The following is a 20,150-nucleotide window of genomic DNA, read 5'->3' as shown; positions in this document are numbered from 1 at the left end:
GCGATTTGAGGTTCAATCCGGGTCGTGCCCTCCACCGCCTCCCCTGCCCTTCTTTCCATCGAACTCACCTCGCCGCAGTCCGTCGACGGACGGCGCGCGGCCTTCCAGTCGTTGTGGCTGCTGGTGCGCATGCAGCACGCCCACGCGCACGGCAGCGGTGTCGTGCGGCTGGCCGACCTGCGCGGCGAAGTGTCCGACGCCAGCACGCTGCGCATGGTCGTGAGCCGCGCGTTCCGCGACTTCAAGGCCTGGGGCCTGGAGGTCGGCTGGGGCGAAGACCTGCAGCGCGAGCCGCGCTTTCTCAACGCCGAGCGGCGCAGCCAGGGTCCGTTCTGGCTGCCGGCCGCGCAAGCCAAGCGCCTGCGCCTGCTCGTGGACAACCGACCGGCCACCGCCGCCGAGGTGGCGTCGTTCCTCGGCCTGCGCGCCCGCAAGGCGCAGGCCGTCGGCACGATCACGCCGCCCGACGCCGTGCACCTGCAGGACGCCGCCTTCTGGAAGCAGCTGGTCGCCTCGCAGCAGGCCGCGCGGCAGGGCCGGCTGATGTCGCCAGTGGCGGGTGGAACCGGCGGCAGCGCGCTCGAAGCCATCCGCCTGGCCGGCACGCTGGCCGCGAGCGACTTCCAGCGCGCGTTGGTCACGCTCAACGAGGCCATGCTGTGGCGCCGGCTCGGCGACAACGAACAGGCGCGCCGGCGGCTGCAGGCGCTCAAGAAGCAGCGGCTCGCGCACCACGTGGCGGGCAACGACTACCTGGGCGCGATGGAGTGCATCGTCTCGGCCTGGTGCGCCTACACCGCGCGCGACCTGCCGCTGGCGCAGTCGCTGCTGGGCGGCATGGCGCAAGACCCGGCGCGCGCGCTGGTGCTGCGCCACCACCCCGACGTGCGCTTCGAGTGGTGCAACCTGTGGGCGCTGGCCTGCCGCTCGCGCGCCCTCGCGCTGGCCGCCGACGACCGCCCGGCCGCGGCCGCACTGGCCGAAGAGTCGCTGCAGCGCTTCGGCGAGGCGCTGGCCGCGGCCTTCGAGTCGCACTCCTTCGATGCCGCCCAGCACGTGGCGGCCAACATGGGCATGGCCGCGTGGCTGTTCGACCGCGTGGGCCTGGGCGACCTGCCGGCGCTCGCGCACGACGGGCATCGGGCCGACACCACGCGCCGCGCGGTGCAGTGGATCGCCTTCAGCGAATGGCTGTGCGGCCACACCGACGGCCAGGGCCGCTCGGCATGGAACGCGATCTACCTGATGCGCATCGCGCGCGGCCACTGCAAACCAGAGACGCAACCCACGCTCGCGCAGTTCCGCGCACAGAAGCCGCTCGACCCGGCCGCCATGTCGAAGCTCGCGGGCCCGCTCGCCGACGCCTTCGACACCGCGAACTGGCCCGCGCGCTGGGTCGACGTGGCGCAGGCGCGGCTGGCCGACCACCAGGCCGGGCGACGCCGCTACCCCGGGTTGCAGCAGGGCAGCCTGCTGTTCGAACACGCGTGGTACGCGGCGCACGCGGGCGACCTGAAGGCGGCCGAGCACTCGCTGGGCCTGTTGCGCGAGGTGCTGCCGCAGCTCGTGCCGAGCGACCGCGCGTACTTCACCGAGTCGTGGAACGATGCGCTGCCGGCCGAGCTGGTGCTGGAGGCGAAGCCGCCGAGGCGGCCGTCGGCCCCTCGGAAAAAGGCGCGCTGAGCGCCTGCTGCACGCGCTCGCGCAGCACCGGCAGCACGTCGCGCTCGAACCACGGGTGGTGCTGGAACCACGCGGTGTTGCGCGGCGACGGATGCGGCAGCGGGACGAAGCGCGGCGCGTAGTCCGCAAAGGCCTCGACGGTTTCCGTCACGCCGCCGCGCGCGGCCTTGCCAAGGAAGTGGCGCTGCGCGTACTGGCCGATGAGCAAGGTCAGCGCGATGTGCGGCATCTGCGCCAGCAGGCGGTCGTGCCACAGCGGCGCGCATTCCTTGCGCGGCGGCAGGTCGCCGCTCTTGCCGCGCCCTGGGTAGCAATAGCCCATGGGCACGATCGCGATGCGCGACGCGTCGTAGAACAGCTCGCGGTCGATGCCGAGCCAGCGGCGCAGCTGATCGCCGCTCTTGTCGTTCCACGGCACGCCGGTCTGGTGCACCGTGAGGCTGGGCGCCTGGCCGACGATCAGCAGCCGTGCGCTCGCGCTGGCCTGCACGATCGGGCGCGGCCCGAGCGGCAGGTGCGCCTCGCACGCGCGGCAGGCGCGGATGTCGGCGAGCAGCGCATCCACGGTGCTGGAAACTAGTCGGCGAACGGACGGAAGAAGGCGTTCAGCTCGGTGCCCGGCGTGGCATCGGCAAAGCCGTCGAAGCGGCCCTGCTCGGCCAGCGTGCGCGCGGCGCGGATGAAGCCGCCCCAGGCCGCGCGCGCCATGCCGCCGCCCACGCTCACGCGGCGCACGCCGAGCGCGGCGATGTCCGCCATCGTGAGCTCGCTGGTCGCGCCGACCAGCAGGTTGACCGGCTTGGGCGCGACGGCGGCCACCACGGCGGCGATCTGCTCGCGCGTCTTGATGCCGGGCGCGTAGAGGCAGTCGGCGCCGGCTTCGGCGTACGCACGCAGGCGCGCGATGGTGTCGTCCAGGTCGGGGCGGTTGGCAAAGAAGTTCTCGGCGCGGCCCACGAGCAGCGTGTCGCCGCCCGCGGCGTCGATGGCCCGGCGCGCGGCGCGCAGGCGCTCGACCGCGACGTCGATGGGGAACAGCGGGTCGTCGGGGTTGCCCGTCGAGTCCTCGATCGACAGGCCCGCCACGCCGGTCTCGACCGCGAGGCGCACGCTCTCGGCCACGCCCTGCGCGTCGGCGGCGAAGCCGTTCTCGAAGTCGGCGTTCACCGGCAGGTCGGTGGCGGCCACGAGTTCACGCAGGTGCGCGAGGATCTGGTCGCGCGACAGGGCGCCGTCGGCATGGCCCTGCGACCACGCGAAGCCCGAGCTGGTGGTGGCCAGCGCCTGGTAGCCCAGGCCTTCGAGGTAGCGCGCGCTGCCCGTATCCCAGGGGTTCGGAATGACGAAGCAGCCTTGTTCGTGGAGGGCGCGGAAGGCGGCGCGCTTGTCGGCGACGGTGCGGGTCATGGGGCCTCGGCTTTCTGTGTTCAGGACAGGGAGCCGGCCATTCTGACGCAGCGGGCTCAGCACTCCACGACGTTCACCGCAAGCCCCCCCAGCGAGGTCTCCTTGTACGTGGACTTCATGTCCTCGCCGGTCTGCTTCATGGTGCGGATCACGGCGTCGAGCGAGACGTAGTGGCTGCCGTCGCCGCGCAGCGCCATGCGCGAGGCGTTGATGGCCTTCACGGCGCCCATCGCGTTGCGCTCCACGCAGGGAATCTGCACCATGCCGCCGACCGGGTCGCAGGTCAGGCCCAGGTTGTGTTCCATGCCGATCTCGGCCGCGTTCTCGACCTGCGCGGGCGTGGCGCCGAGCACCGCGGCGAGCGCGCCGGCCGCCATCGAACAGGCCACGCCGACCTCGCCCTGGCAGCCGACCTCGGCGCCCGAGATGGAGGCGTTGGTCTTGTAGAGCATGCCGATGGCCGCGGCGGTGAGCAGGAAGTCGACGATGCCCTCGTCGCTGGCCTGCGGCACGAAGCGCTGGTAGTAGTGCATCACGGCGGGCACCACGCCGGCCGCACCGTTGGTGGGCGCGGTGACGACACGGCCGCCGGCCGCGTTCTCCTCGTTCACCGCCATCGCGAAGGCGTTGACCCAGTCCATGGCCGCGAGCGGATCGGCGGCGCCGGCCTGCGCCAGCAGCTCGCGGTGCAGCTCGGGCGCGCGGCGGCGCATGCGCAGCGGGCCGGGCAGCGCCTGCGCGGCCAGCAGGTTGTCGATGCCGAAGCCGCGCTGCACGCACTGCTGCATCACGCCCCAGATGCGCAGCAGGCCCGCGCGCACCTCGGCCTCGGGCCGCCACACGCATTCGTTGCGCAGCACCAGCGTGGCCACGGAGATGCCGTGCGCGCGGCACTGCGCCATGAGTTCGTCGCCGGTCGTGAAGGGATGCGGCACGGCCGCTGCGGCGGCTGCCGTTTGCGCCAGGGCCTGCCCGCCCTCGACGACGAAGCCGCCGCCGACCGAGAAGTAGGTGCCTTCGGCGAGCACGCCGCCGTCGGCCGCGAAGGCGGTGAAGCGCATCGCGTTGGGGTGCTCGGGCAGCGACTCTTCGCCGCGAAAGGCGATGTCGCGCACGCGGTCGAAGGCAATGGGCGTGGTGCCCAGCAGGCTCAGCTGGCCGGTGCGGCGCAGCGCGTCGAGGCGCGGCTGCACGGTCTCGGGCCGCACGGTGTCGGGCGCGTCGCCGAAGAGGCCCAGGATCACGCCCTGGTCGGTCGCGTGGCCGTGGCCGGTGGCGCCGAGCGAGCCGAACAGGTCGACGTGCAGCCGTGCCACCTGCGCGAGCAGGCCGCGCCGTTCGAGCGATTGCGCGAACAGCAGCGCGGCACGCATCGGCCCGACGGTGTGCGAGCTGGACGGCCCGATGCCGATCTTGAAGATGTCGAAGGCGGAGAGCATCAGCGCATCATGCGACCGGAAGCTGCTGTTTGACCAGCGCCACCCAGTAGGCCGCACCGAGCGGCAGGATGTTGTCGTTGAAGTCGTAGTACGGGTTGTGCACGTTCGGGTCGTTCGGGCCCTCGCCCGCGCCGATGCCGATGTAGGCGCCGGGGCGCTTCTGCAGCATGAAGGCGAAGTCTTCCGAGCCCATGGCGGGCGGGATGTCGGTGTGCACCTGCTCGAGGTCGACCAGGCTGGCCGCCGCCGCGATGGCCGCGTCGGTCTCGGCCGGCGTGTTGACCACGCCGGGGTAGCCGCGGCGGTACTCCAGCGCCACCTTGGCGCCGTGCGTGGCGGCCACGCCGTCGCAGATCTGCTGCATCGCCGCCTGGGTCTTGTCCTGGATGGCGGCGTCGAGCGTGCGCACGGTGCCGCGCAGCACCACGGTTTCAGGAATGACGTTCCAGGTGTCGCCGCCGTGGATCTGCGTGACGCTGACCACGGCCGCGTCGGTGGCGCCGGTGCGGCGGCTCACGATGGTCTGCAGCGCGTTGATGAGCTGGGCCGAGATCACCACCGAGTCGATGCCGGTTTCGGGCATGGCGCCATGGGCGCCCTTGCCGGTGATGACGATCTCGAAGGTGTCGAGAAAGGCCGTCATGGTGCCCTTGCGGATCGCGAAGCGCCCGCGCGGCAGGCTCGGGAAGTTGTGCATGCCGTAGACGGCGTCGGCCGGGAACTGCTCGAACAGGCCCTCTTCCACCATCACGCGGCCACCGCCTTCGTTTTCTTCGGCGGGCTGGAACACGAAGTGCACCGTGCCCTGGAAGGGCTTGTGGCGCGACAGGTGCTCGGCCGCACCCAGCAGCATCGCCGTGTGGCCGTCGTGGCCGCAGGCGTGCATCTTGCCGACGCATTTGGAGGCATGCGCCTGCGTGCCGAGCTCCTGCATGTTGAGCGCATCGAGGTCGGCGCGCAGCGCGATGCTGGGACCGTCGCCGTTCTTCAGCGTGCCGACCACGCCGGTGCCGGCCAGGCCGCGGTGCACGGGCAGGCCCATGAGCATCAGCGCATTGGCCACCACGTTGGCGGTGCGGTGCTCTTCGAAGGCGGTCTCGGGGTTGGCGTGGATGTCGCGGCGCCAGCTGAGCATGCGGGCACGGGTGTCTTCGGCAATCTCGGGGTCGCGGTACATGGCGTGAATCTCTCGTGGGATGAAATCAGTGGAAGAACTCGGCGATGAAGGTCGCGCCGAGGAAGGTGCCAGCCGTCGCGGTGAGCGACACCACCACGATGCGCCAGCCGAGGCGGCGGAACACGGGCAGGTCCTTCGCGACCGAGAAGCCGGCCAGCGCCAGCACCGGTGTGGTGAAGGCCAGGAAGTTGAGCTTGGCGGTGATCGCGATCAGCGCGTCGGAGAACGGGAACAGGCCCGGGATGCCGACCACGGTGGCCACCACCGAGAGCACCAGCACCATCGGCAGGCGCGGCACGAAGCGCTTGATGGCTTCGACGGCGCCGGCGATCGCCACCACGGCGAGCACGCCTTCAAGCGACACCAGCACCGGCACCTTGTAGGTCACGGCATTGCCGATGAGCACGCCGCCGCCCACCACCAGCCAGGCCAGCAGCGTGTCGCGCAACGAGGTCGGCGCGGCGTGGGCCACGTCGGCGCTCGAGACGTTCGCGCCCGCGTCCACGGCGGCGCCCTGTTGGGCGCCATGCTTCGAGAAGCGGCCCAGCACCGGCTCCAGCTTGCCGTAGAGCCACGAGCACAGCGGCAGCGACAGGAACAGCGTGAAGTAGAAGCCGGCCACGGTGGTCAGCAGGTTCGACGCGGCGGCAATCGCCGTGAGCTGCGGCAGCATCTCGGCCGGACTCTGCGCGGCGATGGCGCCCAGCGCCGCCGCCATCAGGCTGCCCGAGCCCACGCCGGCGCCCATGGCCAGCGAGCGCGGGTCGAAGATGTGCAGGCTGGCGATGAAGCCCGCCAGCACCGCGATGAAGAGCGCGCCCAGCACGGTGCCGGTGATGTACTCGGCCAGCACGCCACGGCCTTCGGGCGAGGCCATGCCGTACTTCTCGCCGATGATCACGAGATTGCCCTCGCGGCCCACCGAGAAGGTGGCGCCCACGGCCTCGCGCTTGATGCCCAGCAGCAGCGCCAGCGGCAGGCCCAGTGCCAGGGTGCCCAGCGCATGGCCGAACTCCTGGAACAGCAGCGCCCAGCCAGCCTGCTTCACCTGCGGCAGCGCGGCGCCGACCGTGAGGCCCAGCTTCACCACGAACAGCAGCAGGCCCGCGTTGAGCAGGCCGCCGGCCAGTGACTGCTGCGCCGTGGCCACGCGCACCACGCCCGGCACGCGCCGGTGCGCGATGCCCCAGGCGGCGGCCATGAGCAGCGCCCACAGCATCGGCAGCAGCACCACCTTGCCGGGGCCGACGCTGAACTGCGTCGGGCCGATGAGTTCGGCCACGGCCACGAGGACCAGGGTGACGACGAGAAGCTTGAATTTGCCGGCGGCGGTGGACGGCGCGACGGCTGCAATCGTGGAGGCGGCGGAGGTCATGGGTGGGGCGGGATGGGGCGTTTTCGAGGGGTGCCGGCGAGTTTCGGGCTGCGAGCCTCTTGCATCAATGACCGCAAATAAGGATATTCGTTGCATTGAATGCAACACTCGGAGACGACCGCCATGGACGACAAGCTCGACACCCGCCGGGTGCGCTACTTCATGCAGGTGCTCGACAGCGGCTCGGTGCGCGGTGCGGCCGACGTGCTCGACATGGACCCGTCGGCCGTGAGCCGCGCCATCGGCATCCTGGAGACCGAGTGCGGCCTGCCGCTGCTGGAGCGCCACGGACGCGGCGTGGTGCCCACCGACGCGGGCCAGCTGCTGGCCGGCTACGTGCGCCGGCAGCAGGGACAAAGGCAGCACCTGCTGGCGCAGATGGACAGCATCCGCAAGATCGAGAGCGGCCACATCGACATCGTGGCCGGCGAAGGCTATGTCGACTGGCTCATGCGGCACAGCCTGCGCATCTTCATGGCCAGCCACCCGAAGATCACGGTGAACCTGGACGTGGCCAGCACCGACGAGATCGTGCGCCGCGTGATCGAGGAACGTGCCCACATCGGCATGCTGTTCCAGCCGCCGAAGGACGAGCGGCTCACCTCGCACCAGTCGCACGCGCAGCCGATCCAGGCCATGGTGCTGGCCTCGCACCCGCTCGCGCAGCTCGGGCGCCCGCTGAAGCTGGCCGACCTGCTGCCCTACCCCGGCGCCACGCTGCACCGCAATTTCGGCGTGCGCCAGCACATCGAGGCGGCCGAGATCAGCGAGGGCGTGCGGCTGCCCGCGCTGCTGACCACCACCTCGTTCAGCGCGCTGGGCCACTTCGTGTCGGCCGGCTTGGGCTACACGCTGGGCACGCGCATCTCGCTCACGCCCAACGCCGACCACCCGGCGTTGGTCGAGCTGCCGATGAAGAACCCGCTGCTGTCGCAGGGGCGCTCGCACATCGTGTCGCGGCACGGCCGCCTGCTGCCGCCGGCCGCGGCGACGCTGCTGCGGCAGGTGGTGGCGGACATGAAGCGCTATGCCGATTCGATCGCGGGCACGGGCATCGGCAAGCCCCGCGCGGTCACGCGCGGGCGCGGCGCGACGGGTTGAAGGCCATGGGGGCTTGCGTTGCGTGCGCGCACGGTTCGGTGTTCTGATCGGACCCCATGTCCTACCTCGCTCCCCTTTTCATTCACCTGCTGTGCGCCGCCTTCTGGGTCGGCGGCATGGCCGTCATGCACTTCGCGGTGCGCCCCGCCGCCGTCGCCACGCTGGAGCCGCCGCTGCGCCTGCGCATGATGGCCGCGACGCTGCGGCGCTTCTTCATCGGGGTGGACGCGTCGGTCACGCTGCTGTTCGTGACCGGCATCGGTTTGATCCACGCGACCGGCGGCTTTCGCGCCGTGCACTGGCGCGTCGAGGCCATGATGGGCATTGCGCTCGTGATGGCGGCGGTCTACGTCTACATCCGCGCCTCGGTGTTCCGCGCCCTGCGCCGCGCGGTGGACGACAGCGCCTGGCCCGTGGCGGCCGCGCGGCTGAACACCGTGCGCCAACTGGTGACGCTGAACCTCGCGCTGGGCGTGGTGGTGTTCGCGGTGGCGGTGATGGGGCGCGGCGGCTGAGCGCCACGCACCCGACGCGTCTTCAGCGTTCGCCCAGCACCGCGCCGTCGACCGGCTTCTGCAGCCACTGCGCGATGTCCTCGCCCAGCTTGTAGGTGACGACGCCGACCATGCTGCAGGTGCTGCGCGGCATGCCGAAGTAGATGAACATCTGACGCTGCGCCGTGAACCTGGCGGGCGCCGCGCCGTCGCGCTCCAGCGTGCCGCGCAGCTGGACGATCTTGGGGCCGCCGTAGAGGCCGCCCGCGTTCGCGAGCAGGTCGGTGATCTCCAGCTTCAGCACGGGCGCGCCCTGCGCGTTGGCGGGCAGCGGCGGTGCGAGCAGGAACTCGTAGGGCGCGAGCAGCTGGTCCTGCACGGCCTGGCGCAGCGAGGCGGGCACGTCGCACGAGTCGTCCGCCTTCGACAACGCGACGCCCTTGGCGGTGGTGCCGTAGGCCACGGGCGCCATGAGCACGCTGTTGCGCGCCGTGGCCTCGGGCGGCGGGGGTTCGGGGGCCGCAGGCTGGCGCGTGCCGCAGGCGGCCAGCAGCGAGGCGGCGCCCGCGAGTGCAAGAAGCCGCGCGACAACGCGCGCGGCGAACGGATGTTCGGTCATGTGGAATCCCCCTGAGTGATTTGTTCCGCGCCGGGTGGCGCGCGCCGATTCTGCGTCAGCCGCGGCGTGCGCAAGGCGCCGCAGAGTCTAGGCCGCGGGGCCCTTCAGCTCGACGCCGTTGCCATCGGGATCCTCGATGTAGAGCGAAGGACCACTGCCCTCGGCGCCGAAGTTGTTCTGCACCTCGCCCTGCACCGGCACGCCATGCCGCGCCACGCGCGCGCGGATCGCAGCCTCGTCGAAAGGCTCGATGCGCAGGCACAGGTGATCGACGTTGCGGCCCTCGCGCCCGGCCAGCGCGCCGCCCTGGCGGCCCAGCTTGCCGTCGTGCGTGACAAGGTCGATGAGGCTGCTGCCGGCGCGCAGGTGCACGAGGCCGAGGTCGTCGCGGCGCTTCTCGAGCGTGCAGCCGAGCACGTCGCAATAGAAGGCCATGGACCGCGCGGCGTCGCGCACGCGCAGCACGACGTGGTCGATGCGCAGCACCGCGAATGGCGGCGCATCGGCCACGGAAGAGGCAGGAGACGGAGCAGGCGGGCGCGTCATGCCCGCCAGTGTGTCAGACCACCCCGGCCGCGCGCAATGCCTCGAAGCGCGTGGCGTCGACGCCCATCTCGGCCAGCACCTCTTGCGTGTGCTGCCCGAGCGCGGGCGGTGCGCGGCGCAGCACGGGCGGCGTGGCCGTGAGGCGCAACGGGCTCGCCACGCCGGTGATGCTGGCGATGCCGTCGCCCGCATCGCGCGGCAGCGTGACGGCCAGGCCGCGCGCCTTGACCTGCGCGTCGTCGAAGGCCTGCGCGATGTCGTTGATGGGGCCGCAGGGCACGGCCTTGTCTTCGAGCAGCGCGACCCAGTCGGCGGTGGTGCGGGTGCGCGTGAGTTCTTCCATCATCGGGATCAGCACGCCGCGGTGTTTCACGCGCAGCGTGTTGGTCGCAAAGCGCTCGTCGGCGGCCCATTCGGCATGGCCGGCGGCTTCGCAGAAGCGCGCGAACTGGCCGTTGTTGCCGATGGCCAGCAGCATCGAACCGTCTTGCGTCGGAAAGTCTTGATAAGGCGCGAGGCTCGGGTGCGTGTTGCCCTGGCGGCCCGGCGCCTTGCCGGTGTTGAGAAAAGCGCTCGCCTGGTTGGCAAGGATGGCCATGCCCACGTCGAGCAGCGCCATGTCGATGTGCTGGCCTTCGCCGGTGCGGTCACGCACCTGCAGCGCCGCGAGGATGGCGGTGCTGGCGTACACGCCGGTGAAGAGGTCGGTGAGCGCCACGCCCACGCGCAGCGGACCGCCGCCGGGCTCGCCGTCGGGGCGGCCGGTGATGCTCATCATGCCGGTCATGGCCTGGATCATCAGGTCGTAGCCCGCGCGCTCGGCGTACGGGCCGTCGTGGCCGAAGCCGGTCACGCTGCAGTAGATGAGGCGCGGGTTGGCCGCGCGCAGGCTTTCCTGGTCGAGGCCGTACTGCTTGAGGCCGCCGGTCTTGAAGTTCTCGACCACGATGTCGGCCTGCGCCGCCATCTGCTGCAGCAGCGCCTGCCCCTCGGGCGTGGCCATGTCGATGGTGACCGAACGCTTGTTGCGGTTGCAGGACGTGAAGTAGCTGGCCTGGTCGGTGTCGTGGCCGTTCGCGTCCTTCACGAAGGGCGGCCCCCAGGTGCGCGTGTCGTCACCGACACCGGGGCGTTCGATCTTGACGACGTCGGCGCCCAGGTCCGCGAGGATCTGCGTGCACCACGGGCCCGCGAGCACGCGGGACAGATCGAGGACCTTGATGCCGTCGAGTGCTGCGGGCTTGGTGCTCATGCGTTCGTTCAGTTGGCGAAAGCTGCGATGCCGGTGATGGCGCGACCCAGGATGAGCGCGTGAATGTCGTGCGTGCCTTCGTAGGTGTTCACCACTTCCAGGTTCACCAGGTGGCGGGCCACGCCGAACTCGTCGCTGATGCCGTTGCCGCCCATCATGTCGCGCGCCATGCGGGCGATGTCCAGCGACTTGCCGCAGTTGTTGCGCTTCATGATCGAGGTGATCTCGACCGCGGCGATGCCTTCGTCCTTCATGCGGCCCAGGCGCAGGCTGCCTTGCAGGCCCAGCGTGATCTCGGTCTGCATGTCGGCCAGCTTCTTTTGAATGAGCTGGTTGGCGGCGAGCGGGCGGCCGAACTGCTTGCGGTCCAGCGTGTACTGGCGGGCGCGGTGCCAGCAGTCTTCGGCGGCACCGATGGCGCCCCACGAGATGCCGTAGCGGGCGCTGTTCAGGCAGGTGAACGGGCCCTTGAGGCCTTGCACTTCGGGGAACGCGTTCTCTTCGGGGCAGAACACGCCGTCCATCACGATTTCGCCGGTGATGCTGGCGCGCAGGCCGACCTTGCCGTGGATGGCGGGAGCGGTCAGGCCCTTCATGCCCTTCTCGAGCACGAAGCCGCGGATCGGGCCGACGGTGCCGCTTTCGCTGACTTCCTTGGCCCACACGACGAACACGTCGGCGATGGGCGAGTTGCTGATCCACATCTTCGAGCCGCTCAGCGAGTAGCCGCCCGGCACCTTCTTGGCGCGCGTGGCCATGCTGCCGGGGTCGGAGCCGTGGTCGGGCTCGGTCAGGCCGAAGCAGCCGATCCATTCGCCGGTGGCGAGCTTGGGCAGGAACTTCTGCTTTTGCGCTTCGGTGCCGAATTCGAAGATCGGCACCATCACCAGCGAGCTCTGCACGCTGGCCATCGAGCGGTAGCCCGAATCGACGCGCTCGACTTCGCGGGCGATCAGGCCGTAGGCCACGTAGTTCAGGCCGGGGCCGCCGTACTGCTCGGGGATCGTCGGGCCGAGCAGGCCGAGCGCGCCCATTTCGCGAAAGATGGCGGGGTCGGTTTCGCCGGTGCGGAAGCCCTCGATGACGCGGGGCGCCAGGCGCTCCTGGCAGTACGCGTTGGCCGCGTCGCGGATCATGCGTTCTTCGTCGGTCAGCTGCTGGTCGAGAAGAAGGGGGTCGTCCCAGTGGAATTGCGCTTTGGCGGCCATGTGGATGTCTCCGGAAAAGGAAGAAGAAACAAAAGAAGGGGGAATGCGGTCGATCGTAGCCACGCAGGAGGCCCGGCGCAAACGATGAATCCTCACCCAGATATGCGTCTGACGCACATCTCGAGAGATACATCCTGTTGATTTACTGGTGGAACCAATCCGCCAGTCATACACTCCCGGCATACATGCGCCGCAAGATCCCGCCCCTGCAGACCCTCGTGTGCTTCGACGCCGCCGCGCGCCACGAGAGCTACACGCGCGCCGCGCAGGAACTGGCGCTCACGCAGAGCGCGGTGTCGCGCCAGGTCGGCGCGCTCGAGGCCTTCCTGGGCGTGGCGCTGTTTCGCCGCACGCGGCATGGCGTGGCGCTCACGGCCAGCGGCGCCGCCTACGCACGCCAGATCGCCCGCCGCCTGGAGGCCATGGAGCGCGACACGCTCGACGCCATGGCACACCAGGGCGAAGGCGGGTCGCTGTCGCTGGCCGCGGTGCCCACCTTCGCCACGCGCTGGCTGGTGCCGCGCCTGCGCGGCTTTGCGGCGCTGCAGCCCGACGTGGTGGTGCACATCGAGACGCGCACCCGCCCCTTCCTCTTTGCCGACGCGGAGTTCGACGCCGCGCTGTACGCCGGCACGCCCGCGCAGGTCGAGAACTGGGCCGGCACGCGCGCGCTGCTGCTCATGCATGAAGACGTGGTGCCCGTGTGCAGCCCTTCATTGCTGCCCCACGGCCAAGCCGTGTCGCCCGCGGCCATCGCGCGGATGCCGTTGCTGCAGCAGAGCACGCGCCCCGACGGCTGGCGCCAGTGGTTCGACGCGCAGCAGGTCGACGCGCCCACCGCCCGCGGCGGCCCGCGCTACGAGCTGTTCTCGATCCTCGCCGCCGCCGCCTCGCACGGCCTGGGCGTGGCGCTGATGCCGACCATGCTGGTGGCGGACGAGCTGGTGCGCGGCGAGCTGGTGGTGGCCTGCCCGCGGGCGCTGTCGGCTGAGCGCAGCTATTACCTGGTGACGCCGGAGCGGGCGGACCAGCGGCCGTTGCTGAAGTTGTTCAGTGACTGGCTGCTGGGGCAGGCGCGCGAAGGTTGAAGTGGCCACAGATGTACCTCATGTTGGACATTTTTTTGAAATTGCCTAATATGAGATACACATATGCCATCCACCGCCCCGCCGACCTTGGACAGAGCCAGCCGACGCCTTGAAGCGTTCGGCCGGCATATCCATGCCCGTCGGAAGTCGCTCAGGATCAGCGCCACCACGGCCGCCGAGGCAGCGGGCATGTCGCGCATGACGCTGCATCGCATCGAACGCGGCGAGCCCTCCGTCACGATGGGGGCCTACATGAACGCCCTGGCGGCATTGGGTCTGGATGTCGAAGTGACGGCGCCGATCGCAGGTACCGCCAAGGAGATGGCGACGCCGGCGTCTTCGCGCACGCCGATGAAGACCATCCGGGTGGGCGACTTCGCGCAGCTGCGCCGCCTCGCATGGCAATTGCCCGCGGACGCGGAACTCACACCCGAAGAGGCCTGGGGCACCTACGAACGCAACTGGCGCCACGCCGATCCGTCCGCGCTCGAGGACAACGAACGCCAGCTGCTGGCCGAACTGGCCCGCCTGCTGGGCCGCAGGCCGCTCGATGTTTGAGCGCGCCCACCATCGCCAGGTGGCCGAGGTGCTCGCGGCGCTGGACGCGGCCCGCAACCCCGGCTCCTGAGCCGAGACGGGAATCGAGGCAGGTCCGCTCAGGCCTTCGCAGCCGGCCGTGCGCCCTCTTGCGCGTACGCCTGAATCATCGCTGGGAAGGCGTCCATCGCAGGCAAGGTGCCGAAGCTGTGCTTCGCAGGCGTCGTGGCCCACGGCAGCTTCTCGTCGGTCCAGGTTTCCGCGAAAGGCACGACCCATTCGTGCCGGTCGAGCATGGTGGCGCGCAGGTTGACGAAATAGTCCATGCCCTCGGTGCGCGTGAACATCCAGCTCATGCAATGCGGGCAGAAGAAGTGGTGCGACTCGTCGCCGTGCAGCCCGCCGATGACGGGCTCGCCCGACACCACTTCGAAGCCCGGCGTGGGGATGGCCAACGACAGCGAGAACGCACTGGCGCTCATGCGCTGGCAGCCGGTGCAGTGGCAGGCCATGGCCAGCAGCGGCGGTGCGGTGATCCGCAAGCGCACCTGGCCGCAGCGGCAGCCGCCGGTCCAGGGGAGTTGCCAGTCGCTGGCGGTGTCTTGGGGGGTGGGGTTCTGGGTGCTCATGGAATGCTTTCGGGCTGGGTCTTCAGGATGATCGCTCAAGCCGGCACTGCCCCACCGAAACCCGCGTCCGAAAACGGCGAGCCCCCATCCCGCCGCCGCGCGACACTGCCCGCATGAGTTCTTCCGCCGCCGCCCGCATCCACGCCCTCGACTGGCCCCGCATCGATGCCGACCTCGCCGCGCGCGGCTGTGCCGTCATCGGGGCGTTGTTCACGCCCGCGGAATGCGCCGCGCTCACGGCCATGTACGACGAGGGCGCGCGCTTTCGCAGCCGCGTGGTCATGCAGCGCCACGGCTTCGGCCAGGGCGAGTACCAGTACTTCGCGAACCCGCTGCCCTCCAAACTCGTGGCGTTTCGCAGCGCGCTGTACGAACGCCTCGCGCCGCTGGCCAATGCCTGGGCCACTGCGATGGGCCAGCCGGCCGACTACCCGGCGGACCATGCGGCCTACCTCGCGCGCTGCCACGCGGCGGGCCAGCTGCGCCCCACCCCGCTGCTGCTGCGCTACGGCGAGGGCGACTACAACTGCCTTCACCAGGACCTGTACGGCGACCTGCAATTTCCGCTGCAGCTCACGGTGCTGCTGAGCCGGCCCGGCGAAGACTTCACGGGCGGCGAGTTCGTGCTGACCGAGCAACGCCCGCGCATGCAGTCGCGCGCCGAGGTGGTGTCGCTCGCGCAGGGCGAGGCGGTGGTCTTCGCGGTCAACCAGCGGCCCGTGGCGGGCACGCGCGGCAGCTACCGCGTGACGATGCGCCACGGCGTGAGCCGCGTGCGCAGCGGACAGCGCCACACGCTGGGCCTGATCTTTCACGACGCGCGCTGAATAGAACGAACGTCCGTTCGCAATCAAGCCCTCGGGCGCAGCAACATCGCACCAAGCGTGCAAAGTTGCACATATGTATCAAATACAGGCGAAAATCCCGCGCGCATCCGGGGGATTGCCAGGATGGCCGGCGCACACGATCGGCCCCGCAACACCCTCCGGACGCCGGACCACGACCTCGTGAGGAGGAGCCGGGGTCCGTTCCGAGTTGTCGTCAGGGAGCTGTATGTACAAGGAATCGTCCGGGCCTCCGGATGCGGCGGGTCGCCCGTCTTTCGCGCACGTCACCACGCCGGTGCCACCATCCCCGTCCCCTTCCACCGCCGAGAGTCCGCCGCCCCGACGCCCGCGTCGCTTCCGGGTCGATGTCGGCTCCATCGTCAGTGCCGTGGCGCTCGCGCAGTCGCTGCTGCTGGTCACGCTGGGCTACTGGGGTTCGCAGCGGCTGGTGACGACGATCGGCACCTCGGCGCACAAGTCGAACCACGACCGCATCGAAGACAAGGTGCTGGCCTTCCTGGCCAAGGCCGAGTCGGCGGTCGGCGCGATCGGCAGCTCGCCCAGCCTCACGCCCGCAGGCGAGAACGTCGAGCGCACGGCCGAGCTCCTGTGGACGCTGCTGCAGCAATCGCCCGAACTCGACAGCGTCTACGTGGCGAACGTCGAGGGCAAGATGCTGATGGCCCTGCGTTACCCGGTGCCGGCCATCCGCCACATCGCGCGCAGCGCCGACTTCACCACCGAGACCTGGCAGTACAAGCTGCCGCTGGGTTCCGAGGCCGACGTGCAGCAGCGCTTTGCCACGCAGCGCGTGGAGGCCTACCGCAGCAACTACAACCCGACGCAACGCAGCTGGTTCATGCAGGCGCGCAAGACGCAAGGGCCGGTGTGGACCAGCCCCTATGTGTTCGCCGCCGCACAGGAACTGGGCGTGACCTACGCCCTGCCGAGCCAGCGCCGCCAGTCCGAGGGCAGCCCGCAGGCGATGGTGGTGGCGGGCGACGTGTCGCTGGGCCGGCTGTCGGAGTTCGTGCGCCTGTTCAGCCGCAACGGCAATGGCAACAGCGCGCTGCTGAGTGCCGACCACAAGGTGCTCGCGCGCAGCGACATGCCCGGCGTGCTGCACACGCTGGAAGCGCCCACGGGCGCACTCGGCGCGCTGGACGCACAGATGACGGCCGACGGCATCGCCGGCAGCGGCAGCGACAAGGCCTTCGCCTTCAGCCACGAGGGGCGGCGCTACCTGGTGCAGGCCTCGCGCATCCCCGCCACCGGTTGGCAGCTCGTCAGCTGGGTGCCCGAAGACGTGCTGCTGGGTGGCCTGCGCCGCGCGGTGGCGTGGTCGCTGCTGCTGGCGCTGGTGTTCCTGGGGCTGGCGCTGTACATGTCGCTCAAGCTGTCGAAGCTGGTGACGGCGCCGGTCGAGAATCTCTCGCGCATCGCGCACCGCATCGGTCGCCTCGAGCTCGACAACCTGCCGCGCGAGCCCAGCCGCGTGCTCGAGATCCAGCACCTGGACCAGGCGCTCGACGACTCGGCGCGCAGCCTCAAGGCCTTCAGCAAGTTCGTGCCGGTGGACGTGATCAATCAGCTGGTGGCGCAGGGCCACGCGCTCGCGCCCAACGGCTCACCACGCCAGGTGACGGTGATGTTCACCGACGTGGAAGGTTTCACGTCGATCTCCGAATCGATCGCGGCCGACGTGCTGGTGCGCCAGCTGACCGAGTACTTCAACCTCGCAGCCGACGTGTTCGCGCGCCACGGCGGTGTGATCGACAAGTTCATCGGCGACGGCATCATGGTGCTGTGGGGCGCGCCGGCCGACCTGGAAGACGCCGAGTACAAGGCCTGCCGCGCCGCGCTCGAGTTGCACGCCGAGATGCACCAGCTCAACCGGCAGTGGGCCGAACAGGGCCTGCCCGAGTTCCGCACGCACATCGGCATTCACACGGGCGTGGTGGTGGCGGGGGTGCTGGGCTCGAACGACCGGCTGTCGTACACGGCGTTCGGCGACGTGGTGAACGTGGCGAGCCGCATCGAAGGCGCGAACCGCCAGCTGGGCACGCGCATGCTGATTTCGGAAGTCACCTTCGCCGCCCTGAAGGGGCGGCTGGCCACGCGGCGCATCGAAGAGCTGGTGGAGCTGCGCGGCCGGCAGACGCGCATGGTGCTGCACGAACTGCTGACCTGATCCGCGCGAGCCTGTCGCGCGGGTTGGGGTCGATCAGCGCGAGGGGCGCGGCGGCGGCGGTGGCGTGGCCACGCGCACCAGCATCAGGTTGGCGGTCGTGCCGTTGCCCTGCGTGAGCACCGAATACTGCGTGTCGTTGATGAACAGCAGCTGCTCGCCACGCGTGATGCGCGCCGCCACGGCGTAGCGCATGCGCGGGTCGATGCGCGCGGCATCGACGCTGAGTTCGAAGGCAAAGGGCGGCTGCTTGCCGTTGGCGGGAATGCGCTGCTCGGCGAGCACGACCGAGGGCGCGTCCATGCGCGACACGTCGAGCAGTTGCACGCGCACTTCGGCTGCGGGGTCGAGTGCGATGCGCTCGCGGTAGGCCACGGTGCCCGTCACGCGCAGCGGCGCGGCGGCGGGTTGGGCAGGCGTGCCCGGCGAGCCGCCCGCGCAAGCGCTCAGGACGGAAGCGCCGGCAACGGCGGAGAGCATGAGGAGGCTGGTGCGTCTTTTCATCGCCCCATTATGCGGAGGCCCGCTGCGCGGCGAAAGCCACATACCAATCCAGGCTGCCGGGGTTTGCCATCGCCTCGCGGTTCACGACCTTCTCGATGGGCTGGCCCAGCAGCAACTTCTTGATCGGCAGCTCCTGCTTCTTGCCCGAGAGCGTGCGCGGAATCTCGGCCACCTGGAAGATGTCGTTGGGCACGAAGCGCGGCGACAGCGAGGTCTTGATCGCATTGTGGATGCGCGCGCGCATGGCCTCGTCGAGCGCCACGCCGGGGCGCAGCACCACGAACAGCGGCATGTAGCTGTCGCGGCCCAGGTACTCGAGGTCGACCACCATCGAGTCGAGCACCTCGGGCAGGCCTTCGACCGCGCTGTAGATTTCGCTGGTGCCCATGCGCAGGCCCTGGCGGTTTATCGTGGCGTCGCTGCGGCCGTAGATGATGCAGCCGCCGTCGCTGCCGATCTTGATCCAGTCGCCGTGGCGCCACACGCCGGGGTAGGTGTCGAAGTAGCTCGACACATAACGTGCGTTGCCTTCGTCGCCCCAGAAGTACAGCGGCATCGACGGAATGGGCTGCGTGCACACCAGCTCGCCGACCTCGCCGATGACCGGCTGGCCCTGCTCGTTCCAGGCCTCGACCGCGTGGCCGAGTTCGCGGCACTGCATCTGGCCTGGCACTTCGGGCAGCTCGCGGTTGCCGCCGACGAAGGCGCCGCAGAAGTCGGTGCCGCCCGAGATGTTGCACCACCACACCTCTTTCGAGCCCGCGTCGAGGATCTGCTGCGAGCCCCAGCGCTGCACCTCGTCGGGCAACGGCGAGCCGGTGCTGCCGAGCGCCCGCACGCGCGACAGGTCGCCGCAGTCTTTCGCGACGAGCCCCGCCTTCATGCAGTTGGTGAAGTAGGCCGCGCCCGCGCCGAAGAAGGTGACGCGGTGCTTCGCCACGAAGCGCCACAGCACGCCCCAGTCGGGCTTGTCCTTGCTGCCCGCCGGGTTGCCGTCGTAGATGCAGATGGTGGCGCCGAAGGCCAGGCCCGAGAGCTGCGAGTTCCACATCACCCAGCCCGTGGAGCTGTACCAGTGGTAGCGCTCGCCGAAGTTGTTGGTGCCGTAGCTCGCGCCCACGTCGTTGTGCAGGCCGCAGGCGTGCATGGTCAGCAGGATGCCGCCCTGCCCGTGCACGATGGGCTTGGGCAGGCCGGTGGTTCCGCTCGAATAGACGATCCAGATCGGGTGGTCGAAGGGCAGCCACTCGGGTTCGAACGCTGCGACTTCGGCATCGTCGCGCGCGATGGCCTGCTGCCATTCGACGTCGTGCGCCACCGCGTTCGCGGCGAAGGGCGACTGCACGAGCAACAGCTTCTGCACGCTCGGCAGCTGGCCGCGCAGCTCCTGCAGCACGGTGCTGCGGTCCAGCGGCTTGCCGCCGTAGTGCACGCCGTCGACCGCGATCAGCAGCGTGGGTTCGATCTGGCGGAAGCGGTCGGCCACGGCGGCCGTGCCCATGTCGGGCGCGCACACGCTCCACACCGCGCCGATGCTGGAGCACGCGAGAAACGCCACCATGGTCTCGGGCACGTTCGGCATGTAGGCGGCCACGCGGTCGCCGCGGCGCACGCCGAGCGACTTCAGCGTGAGCGCCACCGCGGCCACCTGCCGGCGCAGCTCGGGCCACGACAGCTCGCGCACCTCGCCGCGCTCGTTGTCGCTCACGATGGCGGGCAGGCCGGCCGCATGGGCCGCGTCGGCATGGCGCAGCACCTCGCGCGTGTAGTTGACTTGCGCACCGGGAAACCAGCGCGCGCCGGGCATGCGGCGTTCGGCGAGCACCGCGGTGTGCGGCGTGGGCGAGCGCAGGCCGGCGTAGTCCCAGATGCTCTGCCAGAAGGCATCGAGGTCGGTGACGGACCAGCGCCACAGCGCGTCGTAGCTGTCGAAGGCCAGGCCGCGCGTGTCGCGCAGCCAGTTCTGATAAAGGCGGATCTGGGGGATGTTGGGAGCGGGCATGCCACGAGCGTAGCGCCGCGAACGGCCGTGCTCAATGAGGGTTGACCTCAGGGTTTGTACGTGTGTTCAACATT

Annotated in this window: 19 protein-coding genes; 7 read left to right on the top strand and 12 right to left on the bottom strand. The window is 70.2% G+C overall.

Annotation, left to right across the window (positions count from 1 at the left end):
* Nucleotides 1-24 precede the first annotated feature (24 nt).
* Entirely contained in the window at nucleotides 25-1,683 is a 1,659-nt protein-coding gene (locus AC07OH_RS30440) for a hypothetical protein (RefSeq protein WP_495303175.1), read from the top strand.
* On the opposite strand, the gene AC07OH_RS30435 is transcribed toward AC07OH_RS30440, so the two are convergent.
* From AC07OH_RS30435 to AC07OH_RS30415, 5 genes are read right to left on the bottom strand one after another with little or no spacing between them, the layout of a single operon-like run.
* The gene (locus AC07OH_RS30435; protein WP_495303174.1) at nucleotides 1,589-2,248 is read right to left on the bottom strand and encodes a uracil-DNA glycosylase family protein; all 660 of its coding nucleotides are present in this window, start codon (nucleotides 2,246-2,248) and stop codon (nucleotides 1,589-1,591) included. The genes AC07OH_RS30440 and AC07OH_RS30435 overlap by 95 nt on opposite strands.
* Before the next feature lie 11 nt (nucleotides 2,249-2,259).
* Nucleotides 2,260-3,090, bottom strand: a complete 831-nt coding sequence (locus tag AC07OH_RS30430) for an isocitrate lyase/PEP mutase family protein (RefSeq protein ID WP_495303173.1) — start codon at nucleotides 3,088-3,090, stop codon at nucleotides 2,260-2,262.
* A 56-nt stretch (nucleotides 3,091-3,146) separates the two neighbouring features.
* Nucleotides 3,147-4,532: an L-serine ammonia-lyase gene (locus AC07OH_RS30425; RefSeq protein WP_495303205.1), complete on the bottom strand. Its 1,386-nt coding sequence runs from the start codon at nucleotides 4,530-4,532 to the stop codon at nucleotides 3,147-3,149.
* A gap of 4 nt (nucleotides 4,533-4,536) precedes the next feature.
* Nucleotides 4,537-5,706, bottom strand: coding sequence for a M20 aminoacylase family protein (locus AC07OH_RS30420; protein ID WP_495303172.1), 1,170 nt, complete (start codon nucleotides 5,704-5,706; stop codon nucleotides 4,537-4,539).
* Between the two features lie 25 nt (nucleotides 5,707-5,731).
* On the bottom strand, nucleotides 5,732-7,081 hold the full coding sequence (locus AC07OH_RS30415) for a DUF3100 domain-containing protein (protein ID WP_495303171.1): 1,350 nt from the start codon (nucleotides 7,079-7,081) through the stop codon (nucleotides 5,732-5,734).
* Nucleotides 7,082-7,204: 123 nt separating this feature from the next.
* Between AC07OH_RS30415 and AC07OH_RS30410 the strand changes: the two genes are divergently transcribed.
* Both AC07OH_RS30410 and AC07OH_RS30405 read left to right on the top strand, forming a co-directional pair.
* On the top strand, nucleotides 7,205-8,182 hold the full coding sequence (locus tag AC07OH_RS30410; protein WP_495303170.1) for a LysR family transcriptional regulator: 978 nt from the start codon (nucleotides 7,205-7,207) through the stop codon (nucleotides 8,180-8,182).
* Between the two features lie 56 nt (nucleotides 8,183-8,238).
* Nucleotides 8,239-8,697: a CopD family protein gene (locus tag AC07OH_RS30405; RefSeq protein ID WP_495303169.1), complete on the top strand. Its 459-nt coding sequence runs from the start codon at nucleotides 8,239-8,241 to the stop codon at nucleotides 8,695-8,697.
* A 22-nt stretch (nucleotides 8,698-8,719) separates the two neighbouring features.
* Here AC07OH_RS30405 and AC07OH_RS30400 read toward each other — a convergent pair whose 3' ends face one another.
* The 4 genes from AC07OH_RS30400 to AC07OH_RS30385 all read right to left on the bottom strand — a co-directional run bounded on the left by AC07OH_RS30400 (nucleotide 8,720) and on the right by AC07OH_RS30385 (nucleotide 12,301).
* On the bottom strand, nucleotides 8,720-9,295 hold the full coding sequence (locus tag AC07OH_RS30400; RefSeq protein ID WP_495303168.1) for a hypothetical protein: 576 nt from the start codon (nucleotides 9,293-9,295) through the stop codon (nucleotides 8,720-8,722).
* An 87-nt stretch (nucleotides 9,296-9,382) separates the two neighbouring features.
* Nucleotides 9,383-9,841, bottom strand: a complete 459-nt coding sequence (locus tag AC07OH_RS30395; protein ID WP_495303167.1) for a VOC family protein — start codon at nucleotides 9,839-9,841, stop codon at nucleotides 9,383-9,385.
* 13 nt (nucleotides 9,842-9,854) lie between these two features.
* Nucleotides 9,855-11,093: a CaiB/BaiF CoA transferase family protein gene (locus AC07OH_RS30390; protein ID WP_495303166.1), complete on the bottom strand. Its 1,239-nt coding sequence runs from the start codon at nucleotides 11,091-11,093 to the stop codon at nucleotides 9,855-9,857.
* 8 nt (nucleotides 11,094-11,101) lie between these two features.
* The gene (locus AC07OH_RS30385; RefSeq protein ID WP_062470370.1) at nucleotides 11,102-12,301 is read right to left on the bottom strand and encodes an acyl-CoA dehydrogenase; all 1,200 of its coding nucleotides are present in this window, start codon (nucleotides 12,299-12,301) and stop codon (nucleotides 11,102-11,104) included.
* 185 nt (nucleotides 12,302-12,486) lie between these two features.
* On the opposite strand from AC07OH_RS30385, the gene AC07OH_RS30380 reads away from it, so the two are divergent.
* Together AC07OH_RS30380 and AC07OH_RS30375 are read left to right on the top strand one after the other, a co-directional pair.
* A complete protein-coding gene (locus tag AC07OH_RS30380) occupies nucleotides 12,487-13,389 on the top strand; it encodes a LysR substrate-binding domain-containing protein (RefSeq protein ID WP_495303165.1) in 903 nt (300 codons plus the stop codon).
* Between the two features lie 63 nt (nucleotides 13,390-13,452).
* On the top strand, nucleotides 13,453-13,947 hold the full coding sequence (locus tag AC07OH_RS30375; RefSeq protein ID WP_495303164.1) for a helix-turn-helix domain-containing protein: 495 nt from the start codon (nucleotides 13,453-13,455) through the stop codon (nucleotides 13,945-13,947).
* A 98-nt stretch (nucleotides 13,948-14,045) separates the two neighbouring features.
* Here the strand turns inward: AC07OH_RS30375 and AC07OH_RS30370 are convergent, their stop codons facing one another.
* Nucleotides 14,046-14,555, bottom strand: coding sequence for a GFA family protein (locus AC07OH_RS30370; RefSeq protein ID WP_495303163.1), 510 nt, complete (start codon nucleotides 14,553-14,555; stop codon nucleotides 14,046-14,048).
* 113 nt (nucleotides 14,556-14,668) lie between these two features.
* Between AC07OH_RS30370 and AC07OH_RS30365 the strand changes: the two genes are divergently transcribed.
* Both AC07OH_RS30365 and AC07OH_RS30360 read left to right on the top strand, forming a co-directional pair.
* Nucleotides 14,669-15,382 carry a 2OG-Fe(II) oxygenase gene (locus tag AC07OH_RS30365; RefSeq protein ID WP_495303162.1) on the top strand — a complete coding sequence of 238 codons (714 nt, stop codon included), beginning with the start codon at nucleotides 14,669-14,671 and terminating at the stop codon, nucleotides 15,380-15,382.
* A 226-nt stretch (nucleotides 15,383-15,608) separates the two neighbouring features.
* Nucleotides 15,609-17,573, top strand: coding sequence for an adenylate/guanylate cyclase domain-containing protein (locus tag AC07OH_RS30360; protein WP_495303161.1), 1,965 nt, complete (start codon nucleotides 15,609-15,611; stop codon nucleotides 17,571-17,573).
* Nucleotides 17,574-17,606: 33 nt separating this feature from the next.
* Here AC07OH_RS30360 and AC07OH_RS30355 read toward each other — a convergent pair whose 3' ends face one another.
* A complete protein-coding gene (locus AC07OH_RS30355) occupies nucleotides 17,607-18,074 on the bottom strand; it encodes a YbaY family lipoprotein (protein ID WP_070061382.1) in 468 nt (155 codons plus the stop codon).
* Nucleotides 18,075-18,081: 7 nt separating this feature from the next.
* Nucleotides 18,082-20,076: an acetoacetate--CoA ligase gene (locus AC07OH_RS30350; RefSeq protein WP_495303160.1), complete on the bottom strand. Its 1,995-nt coding sequence runs from the start codon at nucleotides 20,074-20,076 to the stop codon at nucleotides 18,082-18,084.
* Nucleotides 20,077-20,150 lie beyond the last annotated feature (74 nt).

This window comes from Variovorax sp. GW821-FHT10C12 (assembly GCF_059415405.1).
This window is presented reverse-complemented; position numbering and strand designations above follow the sequence as displayed.